The following is a 16,060-nucleotide window of genomic DNA, read 5'->3' on the forward strand; positions in this document are numbered from 1 at the left end:
CCCTGACGGAATACATGCCGTCGTATCTGCCCGGTCGAACAATCTCCGGGCAACCAGGACAGGGAGAAGGTTGCTGCAGTGAGCACGTCCATCGTCGGTTTGTACGACCCCGCAGATGACAAGAGCAGTTGCGGGGTCGGGTTCATCACGCGCAAGGACGGCGTGCAGACCCACGATGTCCTGATCAAGGGCCGCGAAGCGCTCTGCTCGGTTCCGCACCGCGGCGGTATGTCCTCCGAGGGCGTCGGCGACGGCGGCGGCGTCTCGGTGGACCTCTCCCTCCGGTTCTTCCGCAAGGTAACCGGGCGCTCCGACCTTCGCGCCGGACGCTTCTGCGTCGGCAACTTCTTCCTTCCGGACGACGACGCCGAGCACGCTCGCGCTGCCGCCCTGGTCGAACGTGAACTTCTCGATCGCGGTTTCACCACTCTCGCAGTGCGCGACGTCCCGGTCGACAACTCGGCGATTCGGCCGGCCGCGATCGCGCATCAACTTCCGGTCAGGCAGTGGATTTTCGAGGTGCCCACTCCTCGCCCCGAGCCTGCGGTAGTCGATCGCCTCGTGCACGAAGCTCTGCTCGCCATCGAGGCAATCGCGTACAACACCCCTGCACTACGCGGGTTGTACCCACTCTCGCTCAGCGCGCGAACTCAGGTTCTCAAGGGTCGCTTGAACTCCGACGAAGTGATCCCGTACTTCCGCGACCTGGTCGACCCCGATCACGCCGTGCACACGATGTACTTCCATACGCGGTTCTCGACCAACACGGACCCGCATCCCACGATGGCGCAGCCGTTCCGGTTCATGGCTCACAACGGAGAACTGAACACGGACAAGAAGAATCGGCTCTCCGAAGCTGCTGTCGCCAGTGCAAAACGACGTGCGATCGTCCGTCCGCCCGGCCAGTCCGACAGTTGCCGACTCGATCAGACCCTGGAAGCACGCGTCATCGAGGACAGTGTCGACCTGGTGACGGCTGTGGTCTCGATGATGCCGCCGGCCTGGGAAAACGACACCACTCTCTCCCCCGCAGTGCGTGCGATGTTCGAGTACTTCTCGCTGTACGAGGAGAAGAACGACGGACCGGCAGCGCTGGTGTTCGGCGACGGCACCATCATCGGTGCGCGCCTGGATCGCCTCGGTCTGCGTCCACTACGCACGATCGAGACGCACGACTACGTGTGCGCATTCTCCGAAGCCGGACAGATCGCGTTCGCACCCGAGACGGTGATTCACCGTGGCCGCGTCGAGGCCGGCGGAATGTTGTACTTCGATCATCGAGACCGCCATACCTACACTGCCCGCGAAGCTCTGGAAAAGATTGCCGCTCAGCGCGACTACCAGTCGTTGCTGGAGCAATCGCGAATCCTGATCGAAGACATTCCCACCGTGCCAGCGGAGAAAGTCAGCTCCCCGACCCGCTACAACGGCACCTTCGAGGTTCATCAGCGCTACATGGCGTACTCCCTGGATCAGGAAAGTTTCAAATTCCTGATGGATCCGATGCTCACGCACGGAGCCGAAAAGGTCTCCGCCATGGGTTACGGCAACGCCATCAACGCATTCAGCGACCGCGAAGGCGGCGTGGCTCGTTACTTTTCGCAGCGATTCGCCCAGGTCACCAACCCTCCCCTCGACAGCATCCGGGAAGCGGACGGTATGACTCTCAGGGTTGCATTGGGTGCGAAGATGTCCCCCGGACAGGGCAAGCAGATCGTCATCGCCTCGCCGATCCTCGGGCACCTGGACATGCTCAAGATCCGCGAACAGAACCACACTCCGCACCGCCGCTTCGAAATGCTCTACCCCGCCGAGGGTGACGCGCAGGCAATGGTCGACGCGATGACCGCGCTCGGCAACGCTGTTGTAGCCTTCGCGGCCGAACAGGGCGGAATCGCAGTCCTGACCGACCGCCACGTATCTCACGAGCGCGCAACACTTCCCGCGATCATGGTCGTCGGAGCATTGAACCAACGCCTCATCGACGCGGGCCTGCGATTGCGCGTCTCTCTCATCGTCGAGAGCGGCCAGATCGAGTCCTCACACCACGTTGCGGCCGCACTCGGTTTCGGCGCTTCCGCCGTCTACCCGCTGTCCGTTCAGTTGAGAGCCGAGGAGAAGTTCGCCGCTGACCCGGACGCCGCGTTCCGACGCTTCGCGAAGGCCGCCGAGAAGTCCCTGATGAAGACGATGGGACGCGTCGGTCTGTGCACCGTCGAAAGCTACATCGGCGGAGAATTTTTCGAACCCAACTTCCTCGACACTTCCGACCCTGTTCTGCGCCAGTGGTTCCCCAACATGAAGTCACCGGTGGGTGGCGTCGGTTTCGACACCGTCGCGGTGACCTCGAAGCAGTGGCACGAGCGTGCGAGCGCAGTCGGGGGCGAGAAGGATCTGCCACTGCTCGGCCTGTTCAAGGAGCGTGCAGACGGCGCAGGGCATTCGTTCGGTACCACCGCGGTCCGTAAGTACGTCGAACTCACCGAAGAGAAGATCGCATTCGACAGTCCCTCCGGAACAGAACAATTCGAGGCTCTACGTCTACTGCCGCTCGGACGGCTCGACGACGCCTTCCGCCTCGACGCCGGGGCATACCGGGCGACGAGCTTCGACCGGTTGACCACCGAGCAGATCGACGACTTCGACATCACCGCCGGGTACCGGGACTTTTCCACTGTCATGGCTGCGGAACGATCGCGTCGTCCCGCCGCGTTGCGCGATGTCATCTCCGTGCCCGGTGATGTCACATTTGCGGTGACGACAGCCGAGTTCACCGACCAGATCAGCCGATTCTCGGTGCGCGGCAATAAGACGATCGTGATGCGTGGAATCCGGTGTGAATCTGCCGCGGACGGCCGGTACACACTTAGCCTGGACGGTCCACTGGCCGACGACACCGCTCGGGTGGTAGCACTCGGCGATGCTCTTTCCGTCGCCTTTGCCGACGACGTCACCATCGAGGCCACCGACCCGGATCTGGTGCTGAATGCAACCGGTATTGCGGCAGAGTTCCTGTCCAAGCTGAGGGTCGCACCGGCAGGTGTACCTCTCTCCGAGGTACAGAGTGCAAGCGACATCACCCCGAAGTTGGCGTCGGGTGCCATGAGCCATGGCGCACTGAACGCTCCGGCGCACGAAGCCGTCGCGCACGGCACGAACATGGTCGGTGCGATGTCCAACAGCGGCGAAGGCGGCGAACACCTTTCGCGCTACGACACGATTCGTGCATCGCGCATCAAGCAGTTTGCATCCGGACGCTTCGGAATCTGGGCGGGCTACCTCGCCGATCCGATGCTCGAAGAGATCGAGATCAAACTCGGCCAAGGCGCAAAACCCGGTGAGGGCGGGCAGCTTCCGGCCGCCAAGGTCACCGTCGACATCGCTGCCGCCCGCGGCGGAACGCCCGGGGTCGAACTGGTTTCGCCGCCGCCTCACCACGACACGTACTCCATCGAGGACCTCGCTCAGCTCATCCACGACTGCAAGGCAGCTCGCATTCGGGTGATCGTGAAGTTGGTGTCCTCGGAAGGAATCGGCACCATCGCCGTCGGTGTCGCCAAGGCCGGCGCCGACGTCATCAACGTCGCCGGAAATACCGGTGGCACCGGCGCCGCTTCGGTGACCAGCCTCAAGTACGCGGGCCGTGCGGCCGAGGTCGGTATCGCCGAGGTCCATCAAGCTCTGTGTGCCAACGGCCTTCGCCAGAAAGTCGTTCTGCGATGCTCGGGCGCGCATCAGACCGGCAGCGACATCATCACTTCCGCCCTACTCGGCGCAGACAGCTTCGAGTTCGGTACGTCGGCGCTGATGATGATGGGCTGCGTCATGGCCAAGAACTGCAACATCAAGTGCCCCGCCGGTCTGACCACCAACCCGGAACTGTTCGACGGCGATCCCCGCGCGATGGCGCAGTACCTTCTCAACATCGCTCACGAAACTCGGGAACTGCTCGCGAATCTGGGAATGCGATCCCTTCAGGAAGCGCGGGGTCGAACGGATCTCCTGCATCTGCTCGATCACCCGTCCATCGTCGGCAATCTGAAGCTGGACGCGATGTTCGAGTCCGCTCCGAACATCACCATCGACAATCCTGTGTACCTCGAACGTGAGTACGCGCTCGACGAGAAGATCATGGACGAGGTTCGTACGGTGTTCTTCAACCGTGGCGAGGCCTCGGTCGCCGTGTCCGGACCTGAATTCGCCGAAGGTGCACTGCACCTGGGTAACCGGAACAAGAGCGTCGGTGGTCAGTTGGCGATCGACCTCGAACGCGAGCTCAACTACGGAGCGCCCGGCCTTCTCGCTCCGGGAGTACTGACCGACGAGCGTGGGCGTCGCTACCTGGCGCCGGGCAGCGTGCGCGTCCTGACGACCGGATCTGCGGGCCTGTCGTTCGGCGCATTCTGCAACGACGGCATGCACCTGGAACACACCGGGACATGTAACGACGGCGTAGGAAAGAGCATGAGCGGCGGCGTGATTGCCGTGCGCAGCCCAGGCGGCGGCTCCAGTGACGCCGGTGGAAACGTGTTGATCGGCAACTTCGCGCTCTTCGGCGCCACCGGTGGACGAGTGTTCGTCGAAGGTGAAGCAGGCGATCGCTTCGCAGTTCGCAACTCCGGCGCCAGTGCTGTCGTAGAAGGTGTCGGAGACTTCGCCGGCGAGTACATGACTAACGGTGCTGTCGTGAATCTCGGCGAGTTCGGCAAGGGTGTCGGCAACGGCATGAGCGGCGGGTTCTTCTACCAGTACGACCCTCGCGGCGAACTGGCACTGCGAGCAAGTACCGATTCCGTACTGCTGGGTTCGATCACCGCTGCGACCGATCCTCTGGCCGCCGTCCACAACCACGCGGTACAACTCCTGCTCGAACTGCATGTGGAAGCAACGGGATCCGCGCTCGGAACCCGACTACTCGAGAACTGGGAAGTCGAACAGCACTCGTTCGTCTACGCCATGCCCAAGGCATTGATGCTTTACCAGGACAGCGATGCAATCCTGGCTGCGAAGTCGCACAAAGAGCTTCTCGAAGAATTGGCGTCCGCCATCGCAGCACGTCAGGTCCGCACGTTCAAACTCGCAGTGCGCGATGGGCGCCCTGCACTGAACGGAGCAGTCCCTGCCTACGGCGAGACCGATACGGCGACGATGTATGCGCTGCTCAGTGAGTACACCGTGCTTCACTTCGCGCAACAACTCGCCACCGCCCGCACGCCGGGTGCGTCCGGACCCGACGATCCAGCAGTGCAGAAAGCGGCCCGAAACCTGGTGCTGACCGAGGACTTCGCCCTCGTCCAGCACTTGGTCAAGTACTCGAAAGAGATTCTGGCCGACTACGACGACGAACAGTTGGCTGCGCTGATTGCAGCCAAGCGGGTCGACGACTACAAGCAGGCGCTGAGCCTACGCAACGTGTTGGCCATGGACAGCCCGGCGACGTACGGGTGGATTCTGTTTCAAGACAACAAGAATCGGGACAAGCTCGGATCACTGCCGAACTTCGACGAACTGTTCGCATCGCGCACGATCCCCGACCTGGTGTCCTGACCTCCTCCCCTGAAAGTAGGTGAGCTTCAAATCATGGAAATCCCGTACATCCCCGAATACGCACCGTTCACCGGCGACCAGCGCGCGTGGCTTTCCGGATTCCTGGCCGGTCTACACTCGCGAACTGTCATGTCCGGTCAAACCGGTACTGCAACAGCGACAGTGGAGAGAGCTGCCGGCGCAGCCGTGCACATCCTTTATGGAAGTCAGACCGGCAACGCGGAGTCCTTGGCTGAAGACGCAGCCGCAGCTGCTCGTGCCCACGGTCTCGAACCACTTGTCGCGAGTCTGGACACCGTGGATATCAATGCACTTTCCGCCATGCGCCGGGTGCTCGTCATCACCTCCACCTACGGCGAGGGCGAGATGCCCGACAACGCGCAGCTGTTCTGGGATGCAGTCGAATCCGAGAGTGCGCCCCGGCTGGAGGGTCTCTACTTCGGAGTACTCGCACTCGGTGACACCAGCTACGACGGGTACTGCCAGTCGGGAAAGAACATCGACGCCCGCTTCGAAGCGCTCGGCGGGACCCGGGTTGTCGACCGCACCGATTGCGACGTCGACTACGAGGATCCGGCGGCCGAGTGGATCGTTCGGGCCGTCGCTGCGGTGGCCGGTGTCGACGGTGATGCGGGGGCCGCTGCCTCGCCGGTTGCGCCCGCTCAGACGAAGACCAAGCCCCAGTGGACTCGCAAGAACCCCTATCCTGCAACCGTCCTCGCCAACCGGCTGTTGTCCGGCGAGGACTCAGCCAAGGAAGTCCGCCACTTCACCCTTGCGCTCGGCGAGGACGGTCTGGACTACGAGGCCGGAGATGGATTGGGCATCCGCCCGATCAACGACCCCGCCCTCGTCGAGGCGATCATCCATCAGCTCGGTGTCAGCGGCGATTACGTGGTTACCGCGAAAGACGGCTCGTCCGCACCGTTGGACCAGGTGTTGACCAGCGACTACGAGATCTCCATTCCCTCGCGCGATTTGATCGAAGACATCGCCCGACGCAGCGGCGACGCCGAACTGCAGCATATTCTCGACACGGAAGATCGGGAAGCGCTCGATGCGTGGCTGTGGGGCAAGGACGTTCTCGATCTCCTCCAGTTGGACAACAGCATTCGCCTGAATCCCGAGGATCTGCTTACACTTCTTCGCCCGCTGCAACATCGGGTCTATTCGATCTCCTCCAGCCCGCTGGCCCACGACGGCACCGTCCATCTGACGGTAGCGAGTGTGCGCTACCGCTCGGGCGAGCGGGACCGCGGCGGCGTCTGCTCGACGTACCTGGCGGACCGCGTCGGCGAGGGAGATCGGGTCGGAGTTTTTGTCTCCAAGAACAATTCGTTCCGCCTACCCGCCGATGACGCTGTTCCCGTCGTGATGATCGGCCCCGGAACCGGCATCGCACCCTTCCGCGCTTTCCTGCACGAGCGTCGCGCGCGCAACGCGTCGGGGCAGAATTGGCTGTTCTTCGGCGATCAGCATCAGTCGAGCGACTTCATCTACGAGGACGAGTTGAACGGGCTGACCCGTGACGGTGTCCTGACTCGCCTCGATCTGGCCTTCTCGCGCGATCAGTCCGAGAAGATCTACGTCCAGACTCGTATGCGCGAGCAGGGCCGAGACTTGTTCGACTGGCTCGAAAACGGTGCGCACGTGTACGTCTGCGGCGACGCCACTCGGATGGCAAAGGACGTCGACGACGCATTGCACGAGGTCGTCGCCGAGCACGGTGGGTTGGATGCGGACGCCGCTGAGGATTACGTCAACAACCTCAAACGATCGAAGCGGTACCTAAGGGATGTCTACTGAGATGTGCCCGCACCGTGGCGAATGTCGTTGCGCAGCTTTGGCACGCATGTCGGACCTGGACGCACTGCTTGCGCGTCCGGGGTTCCGTGGTGGACTGATCGACACCGCACCTGACGTAGTCGGCAAAATGTTGCCGCTCTTGGACGACACGGTAGCAATCACCGTCGCAGGCCCGGTGGCTGTCAACGACTCGGGCAAGTACTCCGTTCCGACAGTTCCCGGCGATCCGTTGGTCTGCGCGCCCGGGCTCGTCGCTCTACGTTTGAACGTTGCCTCCCTCGGCTCGGTGGTGACCACTGACGCAGAGCAGCACCTACCGCCGACGCTCCGCATGTTCGACATCCACGGATCAAGTTCACACACCACGTATTTGACCCCGGCCTCGGATCGTCTCGCCTTCGAAGCGATGCGAACTGCGCCGAGCACTGCGAGGGAAACAAGCCCTCCCATCCAGACGTCGAATACGCCCGCATTCTGGGCCGAAGCCGATCAGCTGACACAGCTCGACTTCATCCTCGCGGACGGCGGCAGCGAACGTCGTAGCGGCCTGGTCGCTCTGGGCGCCCTCGGTTACCGGCGAGTCGATCCTCACCTCGTGGCTGCCGGGATGGAGCACCTGTCCTACCACCAACTTCCCGTCACGACCGTCGTCGCCGGGAACGGATGCCTGCAGATCCACCGTGGTGACCTCGACGCCGCAGCCATGTTCGGGGGGACGCTGACTTTGGCGTCCGACACCTGCCGGACGATGATCGACCTGAATGGTGTCTCGGAGTGCTGGCTGACTCGCACCCACGGCGTTCACGGCCTGACCAGCTCGATCGAGATGTACGACTTCCGCCGCAAATGCGTGGCAGTCTTCACCCAAACGGGTCCAACCGAACCCGCAGTCATGGGCGTGTGGGAAGACGTCATGAGTTCCATCTCGGCCGCATCCTGACACCGACAGATGCTGTGCGAGTGTAAGAAATCGGCGTACGGCGATAACCATATGGAGCCATCGACCCCTAACCTTAGGTCTCGGTCATTTGTCGTGCCTGCACCCTGGCGCTGATTCAAGGAGTTATCCATGCCCCGCCCTCTCGTCGAACCGTCGCTGGTCCCGGCCTTGCGCCCGGCGCTGCCTGCATTGGCTGCCGGGGTCGTCGCGGCCGCAGCGTCGGGGGTCGCGATGCTCGGGGCGCTCTGGTGCGTCGTGCAACTCATCGGTGAACCGTCGATGAGCTGGGCCGGGTGGGCATGTGCGCTGTGGCTCGTGGGCGTCGCGCTCGCTGCCACATCGTCGTGGCTCTCGCACCACGCGGAATCGCTTTTCGAGGCAAGGGTTCGCCGCCAACTCGCAGCCCACCTCGTTCGCCTACCGGCAAGCACGCTGTCCCGCTACAGCGGAGACGCGCTGAGGAGGCTCGTTTCGGACGACATCTCGGCGCTGCACCATATGACTGCGCACCTACCGGCCGAGTTCGCCACACTCATCGTGGTCCCCGCGGTCACGATCGCGGCGTTGGTTGCCTCAGCCGGCCCCGTGGCGCTTCTCGCTCTGGCTCCCGGCATCGTGGCAGCTCTGTTCTACCTGGTCGTGATCCCCCGAATGGCCGCTCGGCACAGCGCCGAAAGCGCGGATGTCATGGGCGACATCGTGACTGCCGTGGACGACTATGCCCGCGGCATCCGCGTCTGCCGGATCTACGGCGCGCAGACCGGCGCTGCCGCCGACTATGCAGAATCGACAGCACGGTTCACCCGGGGAATGCAGGAGCGCGTTCGACTCGTGGCTACCCCTGCGGCCGTCGCCGTTGCCCTCATGCAGGCGACAGCGACGTTCGCGATCGCCTATGCCGTCGGATTTCACTGGGATGCGACGACGTTGGCCGCCACCATTCTCTTCAGCCTCGCAATCGTGACACCGGCCCTGCGGCTCGGGCACGGCCTCGACTACGTCGCTGCTGGACGCTCTGCTGCGGGCCGGCTCGCCGCTGCCCTGGACGAACCCACCCTCCCTGCCGGTGAAGCGCCAACCGTTCCGGCCTCGAGTCCCTCCGATCGACTGGAGATCGTCAACCTGACTGTCACGATCGCGGACCGCAGAGTCGTCGACGACGTCACGCATGCATTCCGCCCAGCCACGATCACTGCGATCACGGGACCGAGTGGAGCAGGCAAGACGACGCTCCTGAAAGCATTGGCCGGCTTCGAGATCCCGGAACTGGGTACCGTCCGCTACGCAGGTCGTAGCATCACCGCGATCGACACGAACCTGCGGCCACAGTCCCTTCTGCTCACACCCCAGGGCGCAGACGTGTTACCTGCCACGGTGCGCGAGAACATCGCGCTGGCCGCCCCCGATGCAACGGACGCGGAATACACCGCCGCACTACGCCGGGCACAGATCGACGTCAGCCTCGACGCCCACGCAGCTTCACTCTCCGGCGGAGAACGTCAGCGAGTCGGGATCGCTCGGGTGTTCCTCTCGCCCGCAGCAGTACTGCTGCTCGACGAGCCGACCAGTGCACTCGACGATCGGACAGCGGCAGAACTGCTGAAAGAACTGCGGCACCTCGCGCACGACGAAGGAAAGACGGTCGTGATCGTCACCCACGACCCCGCTCTTGCAGACGATGCCGACGATCGACTCGACCTCGGCGGTCGAAACCTGAACGAGTCTGCCTCGCACAATGCAGCCCTAACTGGAGCCGAATAATGAACAGCGCCAATGCAGCCCGACGACGCTTGATCACCATCGGACTCGGTTGGGTGTCCGTCGCTGTCCTCGAAGCGATCGCGTACACCACCCTCGCGCTCTCGATCGCTGATCACCGGTCGCCGGTTCTCGTCCTGGCCACGGCCACCATTGCTCTCTTCGTGACCGTCCTGGTCTCGCGGGGCGGTTACTTCACCGGGGCTCGACTCGTCGGCGATCTCTACGACGCTCTCGGCGACGCCTTCGCCCGTGCGAAACTGTCCTGGTTCACCGACGACAACCGGGCACTGCTCGCCACCGTCGCCGGGCGCGGTATCCCGTCGCTGATGAGTGTTCCCGCGCACCAACTTCAGACCTTCCTGGTTGCACCGCTGATCCCGCTGCTCCTGCTTCCTGGGATCGCGGTCGTCGCGGGGCCAGGCGTCATGCTGCTCGTCGGTGGACTGCTCGCCGTGTCGCTCGTCGCTCAGACGCTGGCCCAACGTGCGCTCAGCCGAGCGGACGAGCGCCGACACGAAGCCGAGCTCGCAGCAACTCAGTCGACACTCGAGCTCACCGACCACCTCGAATTACTGCGTACGGCAGCCGGTCCCACACGTTCCGTCGAACGAATCGAGCGAAGCTGGCGGAATCAGGAAGCCGCGCTTGCACGGACAAATCTCGCCGCGGCACCAGCGACATTCATCTCGGCGATCGCCACCATTGTGCCGCTGGCAGGTGCGGTGATTTTCCTCGCCGCCACCGGATTCGACGATCCCGCAGCCGCTCTCGCGCTTGTCATCCTCACCGCCCGCGCCGCTGCGCCGCTCGACGAACTCGCCCTGGCCGGAATCGGAGTCAACGAGCTGCGCGCAACGGTTCGCGACTACCGCACAGCGACTTCGGCTCCCGCACTGGCCGAGCCAGCACCCCGGGACGCCGCGCGCCCTGTTGGAACTGACATCGAGGTCGCCGGGGTAGACCACGCTCCGGTTCTGCGCGGCATCACCGCTGAGATCCCCGCGGGTGAGCGAGTTCTCGTCACAGGACGCTCGGGTACGGGGAAAAGCACACTTCTCGGGCTGCTCATGCGCTTCGACGATCCTGACCAAGGCGGCGTCACTCTGGGCGGAGTTTCATTGCGCGACTTGCCCTACGACGCTCTGGCGGCACATATCGGCTACGTGCCGCAGGACCCACTCGTGTTCTCTGGCACCCTCGGGGAGAACATCGGACTTGGAAGACCGGGCGCTACCGAAACCGAGATCGAGGACGCCGCAAGGCGCGCTGCCCTCGGCGCCGTTCTCGACCGCTCGACGCTCGGCATTCATCAGGACATCGGACACCAGGGTGCCGCTCTCTCCGGTGGCGAACGTCAGCGGGTGGCGATCGCTCGCGCCTTCCTCAAAGACGCTCCCGTCCTGGTTCTCGACGAAGCCACCTCGGCCCTCGACGAGGCCACCGAGCGCCGTATCGCCGGCGCCGTGCGGGAATTGGCGGCCACCGTCTTCGTCGTCACCCACCGCGACCCCGCCATCTGGGAGCCCACCCGCACGATCACCCTCTGACATCGCTTGTCTTACACGCGTGGATACATTGCCGGTCCCGTCGTACCCAGGTGATGACCGCAGTCGGCGATTTCAGCTCAGCCGCTCGATGATGGTGACGTTCGCGGTCCCACCACCCTCACACATGGTTTGGAGTCCGTACCGTCCATCAATGCGGTCCAACTCGTGCAACATCGTGGCGAACAACTTGGTGCCAGTGGCCCCAAGAGGGTGGCCCAGTGCGATTCCACCACCGTTGGGATTGACCCGGGAGGGATCTGCACCCGTCTCGATCAACCAGCTCAGAACTACCGAAGCGAATGCCTCGTTCATTTCTACGGTATCCATCTGGCCGATCGCCATGCCGGATTTCGCCAGTGCATACTTCGTCGCGGGTATCGGCGCCGAGAGCTGCAGCATCGGATCGTCGCCGCGCACGCTCATATGATGAATGCGCGCACGTGGCTTCAATCCATGAACCTCGAGCGCCTTCTCGGAGACGATCAGGGCCGCTGATGCGCCGTCACAGATCTGCGAAGCCACAGCAGCCGTCAGCAACGAGCCATCCCTCAATGCGGGCAGTGCAGCCATCTGCTCCATGGATGTCTCTCGTGGGCATTCGTCAACGACGCATTGGCCCAATGACACTGTCTCACGCTCGAATCGGCCGTCTGTGATGGCAGCACGGGCACGCTGATGCGATTGCAGTGCCCACTCCTCCATGTCTTCACGGCTGATACCCCATTTCTTGGCAATCAGGTCGGCGCCGACGAACTGTGAGATTTCGGCCTCGCCGAATCGTGCTGCCCACCCCCGGGACTTGCTGAAGGGCGTGTCGAATCCGTACTCGTTGCCGGCACGCATTGCCGCCGAGATAGGAATCGAGGACATGTTCTGCACACCGCCGACAAGCACCACATCTTGGGTCCCGCTCATGACCGCTTGCGCTGCGAAGTGGACGGCTTGCTGTGAAGATCCGCATTGTCTGTCGACTGTCGTTCCTGGGATGTCCAACGGTAGGCCTGCTGAAAGCCAGGCGGTGCGGGCAATGTTGCCCGATTGCGGCCCGATAGCGTCGACACAACCGAAGATCACATCGTCGACGGCCATCGGGTCCAGTCGAGTGCGGTCGAGAATCGATGTGATCACGTGGGCCCCCATGTCCGCTGGGTGCTCTCCTGCGAGCGAGCCGTGCCGTTTACCCACCGGAGTGCGGAGCGCATCGACGACATAAGCCTGAGGTGCAACCATACGAACTCCTTCGAAATCGAGCTTTGTCGGGCTTTCGATGTCGCACACACTCTAGCGATCAAGCATTTGTTTGGTAGATGAAACGTGATTTCGAGACCCGCAGCCACCACCACAGGATTGGTCTCCGCACTTCTATCCAACGAAATCCACTGCTGTCGCAATCATTCGACAGTTCGAGGCTCGACCCCCAAACGCGGCTTGGCTGCCCACGCCGCAGACCCCTCACGCCAGCGTGAAACCGCGAAAGATGCGAGAACAGCTGCGGGAGTGCATCTTCGAGCGGAACGAGCGCATCATCCATATCCATTGCCTTCCCTGAGAAATCGTTCAGCCCGCCTTGCGAACAACACCAGCTTTGTCGAGCTACACCGCAAGCCGGCTGGCCGATGGCTGGAAAGTTAGTACTTTCGGTGGAGCCCAGCACGATTGGGCTATTCACCGCCCAATACAGGCTTCGTAAACCGATACGCGTTGCAGGACAACGATTCTACAAACGGTCACGCACTCAGCGATTCATGAACCGCCGCTGGCTCGAAAACTGGATCCCCTTGCGGTAATTGCGCTCCGGGTAGAGCATGGGCACCACACCGTCTTCGATTACCGGAGGTTACCGTGACGAATCTCGTACGCCGATTATCTGCCTGCGTATCCATAGTGGCCGTTTCGGTTCTCGCGCCCGCAGCCGTTGCCTCCGCGGCGGTCACCGTTCCGTTCCAAATCAACCCGGCGCCTTTCGGGAACCCAAACGGCAGCTTCGATGCACCCCCTGTCCACTGTGTGGCGGTAGTCGGCGAACAACCTGGCACGGTGACGATCACCGGCGCCAAAGACGAGCGGTGGGGTTGCATGCTTTCGACGGAAGTGCGCTGGATGAACCTCTCGACAGGAGCCTCCGGCTCCGGTCGGCTTTCTGGCGACAACCAAGGAACCCCGGGAGAGGCAACCCTGCAGACTGGAGCCGGGCAAGTTGCCGTCGCCATATTGCCTGCCGCCGGACCTGTCACCCCGGGTTTCGCAACCTTCTTCGTCGCATAGGCAACCCCCAAACCCGGGACACCTGCTGTACGAACGACCCGTCGCCACACAATCGTGTGGCGACGGGTGAGGGCTTTCCGTTCTCCAGTTGTACGCCTACAGCTTCGCGCTGATGAGCGGCACGATATGTTCAGCCGCCCACATCGTTCCGATCGGGCCACCGCTCGTGATTGCCCACAGAACGTCGCCACCGTCGGCGGTGCGAGGAGGCAGAGCGACCCAACGACCGGAGGACACCGCTCCCAGCGCTTGGAAGAGCTTCCCGCCGGTCAGCTTGTCGAAATCCTCCTCGCTGCCGGCGGCACTGCGGCCGATCAGCAGGAAGTCCGCATCGATGTTCTCGAGAAGTTCCTCGCCGACAGTGCTTTGGGTGACGAACTCCTGTGCACGCGGGTTCTCGGCAAAACCGAGCTCGCCCAAGAAAGTTGCCGGAGCCGAATCGGGCGCTGAAAGGTACTGCAGCCCATTGCCGGTTCCGTAGAAGATCGCCCAGGTTGCGGTCAGGCCGGTGAGTTCAGGGTTCTCCTGACGCACCTTCGCAAAATACCGATCATGGTCCGCCACGATCTTTTCGGCTGCCTTCGAGAGGTCGAGTGTCTCGCCGAGTACGCGGATCGATTCCTTCCACGGCACGAGCATCCGCGACTTCGTGTCGGGGCTCGTCACCACCGGTGCGATTGAGGACAAACGTTCGTAGTAATCGCCCATCGACAAACCACCCAGGCCGTCGGCCCAGCCGACGGCGACGATGAGGTCAGGTTCGCTCGCGGCGATCGCTTCGACGGGAAGTGTGCCGCCCATCGCGAACTCGAAGGTGTCGAGATCCTCTGCGCCGTAAGGCAGCAAGTACGACTGGGAAGCCGACTCCTTGACCATCGACGAGGAGAGAACGGGTTTGACGCCGAGCGCGAGGAGCATTTCCGTGTCGACGGCATTGGGGACGATTGCGGCAACCCGCTCCGGGCGCTTCTCGAGAATACCTGTACCATATGGCGATTCCAGGGTCAGCGGGTAAGTAGTCGTTCCTTCCGCAGCGGGAAGGGCGTTCCCCTCCGAACCGGGAGTGGACGCCGTTTTCGAGTTTTCGGCCGAGGCCGAGCACCCGGACACAAGGAGCGCTGCGGCGAGCGCGGCCCCGATCAGTCCGATGATCCGTGATCGTCTGGTGCGCAGGACTGTCATTTCTGCCTTTCGGTGTTATCGAGCGCTTCGGTCTTACCGAGCGATGGAGCCGGGTCAGGAATCTGTGCGCACTGTGTCGCTGCGTTTCCAGTAGCCGGTGAAATCGATGTCGGTCTTCGCAATTCCTCGATCACGAATCAAATGACGCCGAAGCGAGCGAATCGTCGCCTGTTCGCCTGCAAGCCAAGCGAATACGCGTCCGTCAGGCCATTCGACTGCACTGACCGCGTCGAGCAACAAAGAATTAGTGCCGGGCTCCGCCCCCTCGCGTGGCAACCACGTGACACTCACCCCGGGCAACTCGCGCACCGATTGAATGTGAGCCGAGTCCGCAATTTCGACGAACACATGCCCCCTGACATCGGCAGGCAATTCCTCGAGCAGACGTGCGATCGCAGGTAGCGCCGTCTCGTCACCGACGACGAGCAGATACTCGCAATCTTCCGGGAGTCCCTGCGATACAGAGGGACCCGCGATGTGCATTCGGTCGCCCGGGCCGGCGTCGCGCGCCCAGGTGGTAGCAACTCCACCGCCGTGAACGACGAAATCGACGTCGAGTTCCCTTGTTCGCGGATCGTAACGGCGCACGGTGTACGCGCGGGCAAGTGGACGGCGTCCCGCTGCGAAAGTCACAGTGCCGTCGACTATCACCGGCAAGACCGGATCGGTTTCGCCAGGATAGGCGAACAACAATCGGAGGTCGTCGTCGAAGCCGGTGCTGACGAAGGCGGGCTCGGCAAAGCCGTCGGCGTTTGTGAAGGTGTCGAGCTGCGCTCCGGTGAGCGTCACTCTCCGCATGCCCGGCGTCACGTCTGTCACCCGACGTACCTCGAGTTCACGCAAGGTGACTGAGTACGCCGTTGTCGGACGGGTGTTTCGGGGCACGGAAAGACTCCTCGGAAGCGCACAGACGGGGGGTTCGACCCACGCTCGATCACGGCGGGAGGGCCATTGAATAAAGCTAGCCTGCCCTAATCGGTTACGGTTATCCGTGCGTGCCGACTTCTTACAC

At 63.0% G+C, this 16,060-nt stretch carries 9 protein-coding genes; 6 read left to right on the top strand and 3 right to left on the bottom strand.

The window, feature by feature from the left end:
* The first annotated feature begins 78 nt into the window (after window positions 1-78).
* From P3G66_RS16030 to P3G66_RS16050, 5 genes are all read left to right on the top strand, one after another.
* On the top strand, window positions 79-5,547 hold the full coding sequence (locus P3G66_RS16030) for a glutamate synthase-related protein (RefSeq protein ID WP_261255663.1): 5,469 nt from the start codon (window positions 79-81) through the stop codon (window positions 5,545-5,547).
* A 33-nt stretch (window positions 5,548-5,580) separates the two neighbouring features.
* The gene (locus P3G66_RS16035) at window positions 5,581-7,353 is read left to right on the top strand and encodes a sulfite reductase subunit alpha (RefSeq protein WP_261255664.1); all 1,773 of its coding nucleotides are present in this window, start codon (window positions 5,581-5,583) and stop codon (window positions 7,351-7,353) included.
* 46 nt (window positions 7,354-7,399) lie between these two features.
* The gene (locus P3G66_RS16040; RefSeq protein ID WP_065456546.1) at window positions 7,400-8,293 is read left to right on the top strand and encodes a hypothetical protein; all 894 of its coding nucleotides are present in this window, start codon (window positions 7,400-7,402) and stop codon (window positions 8,291-8,293) included.
* Window positions 8,294-8,422: 129 nt separating this feature from the next.
* Entirely contained in the window at window positions 8,423-10,054 is a 1,632-nt protein-coding gene (locus tag P3G66_RS16045; protein ID WP_261255667.1) for an ABC transporter ATP-binding protein, read from the top strand.
* Window positions 10,054-11,601, top strand: a complete 1,548-nt coding sequence (locus tag P3G66_RS16050; protein WP_065456516.1) for an ABC transporter ATP-binding protein — start codon at window positions 10,054-10,056, stop codon at window positions 11,599-11,601. Before P3G66_RS16045 ends, P3G66_RS16050 begins: the two co-directional genes overlap by 1 nt.
* 72 nt (window positions 11,602-11,673) lie before the next feature.
* Here the strand turns inward: P3G66_RS16050 and P3G66_RS16055 are convergent, their stop codons facing one another.
* Complete coding sequence (locus tag P3G66_RS16055; RefSeq protein WP_030536178.1) at window positions 11,674-12,831, bottom strand: acetyl-CoA C-acetyltransferase; 1,158 nt, start codon at window positions 12,829-12,831, stop codon at window positions 11,674-11,676.
* A 654-nt stretch (window positions 12,832-13,485) separates the two neighbouring features.
* Between P3G66_RS16055 and P3G66_RS16060 the strand changes: the two genes are divergently transcribed.
* Window positions 13,486-13,866, top strand: coding sequence for a hypothetical protein (locus P3G66_RS16060; RefSeq protein WP_276116898.1), 381 nt, complete (start codon window positions 13,486-13,488; stop codon window positions 13,864-13,866).
* A gap of 96 nt (window positions 13,867-13,962) precedes the next feature.
* Here the strand turns inward: P3G66_RS16060 and P3G66_RS16065 are convergent, their stop codons facing one another.
* Together P3G66_RS16065 and P3G66_RS16070 are read right to left on the bottom strand one after the other, a co-directional pair.
* A complete protein-coding gene (locus P3G66_RS16065; RefSeq protein ID WP_050655000.1) occupies window positions 13,963-15,048 on the bottom strand; it encodes an ABC transporter substrate-binding protein in 1,086 nt (361 codons plus the stop codon).
* Window positions 15,049-15,102: 54 nt separating this feature from the next.
* Window positions 15,103-15,933 carry a siderophore-interacting protein gene (locus tag P3G66_RS16070; protein ID WP_064443569.1) on the bottom strand — a complete coding sequence of 277 codons (831 nt, stop codon included), beginning with the start codon at window positions 15,931-15,933 and terminating at the stop codon, window positions 15,103-15,105.
* Window positions 15,934-16,060 lie beyond the last annotated feature (127 nt).

This window comes from Rhodococcus sp. C3V (assembly GCF_029269915.1).
Taxonomy (GTDB): domain Bacteria; phylum Actinomycetota; class Actinomycetes; order Mycobacteriales; family Mycobacteriaceae; genus Rhodococcus_F; species Rhodococcus_F qingshengii.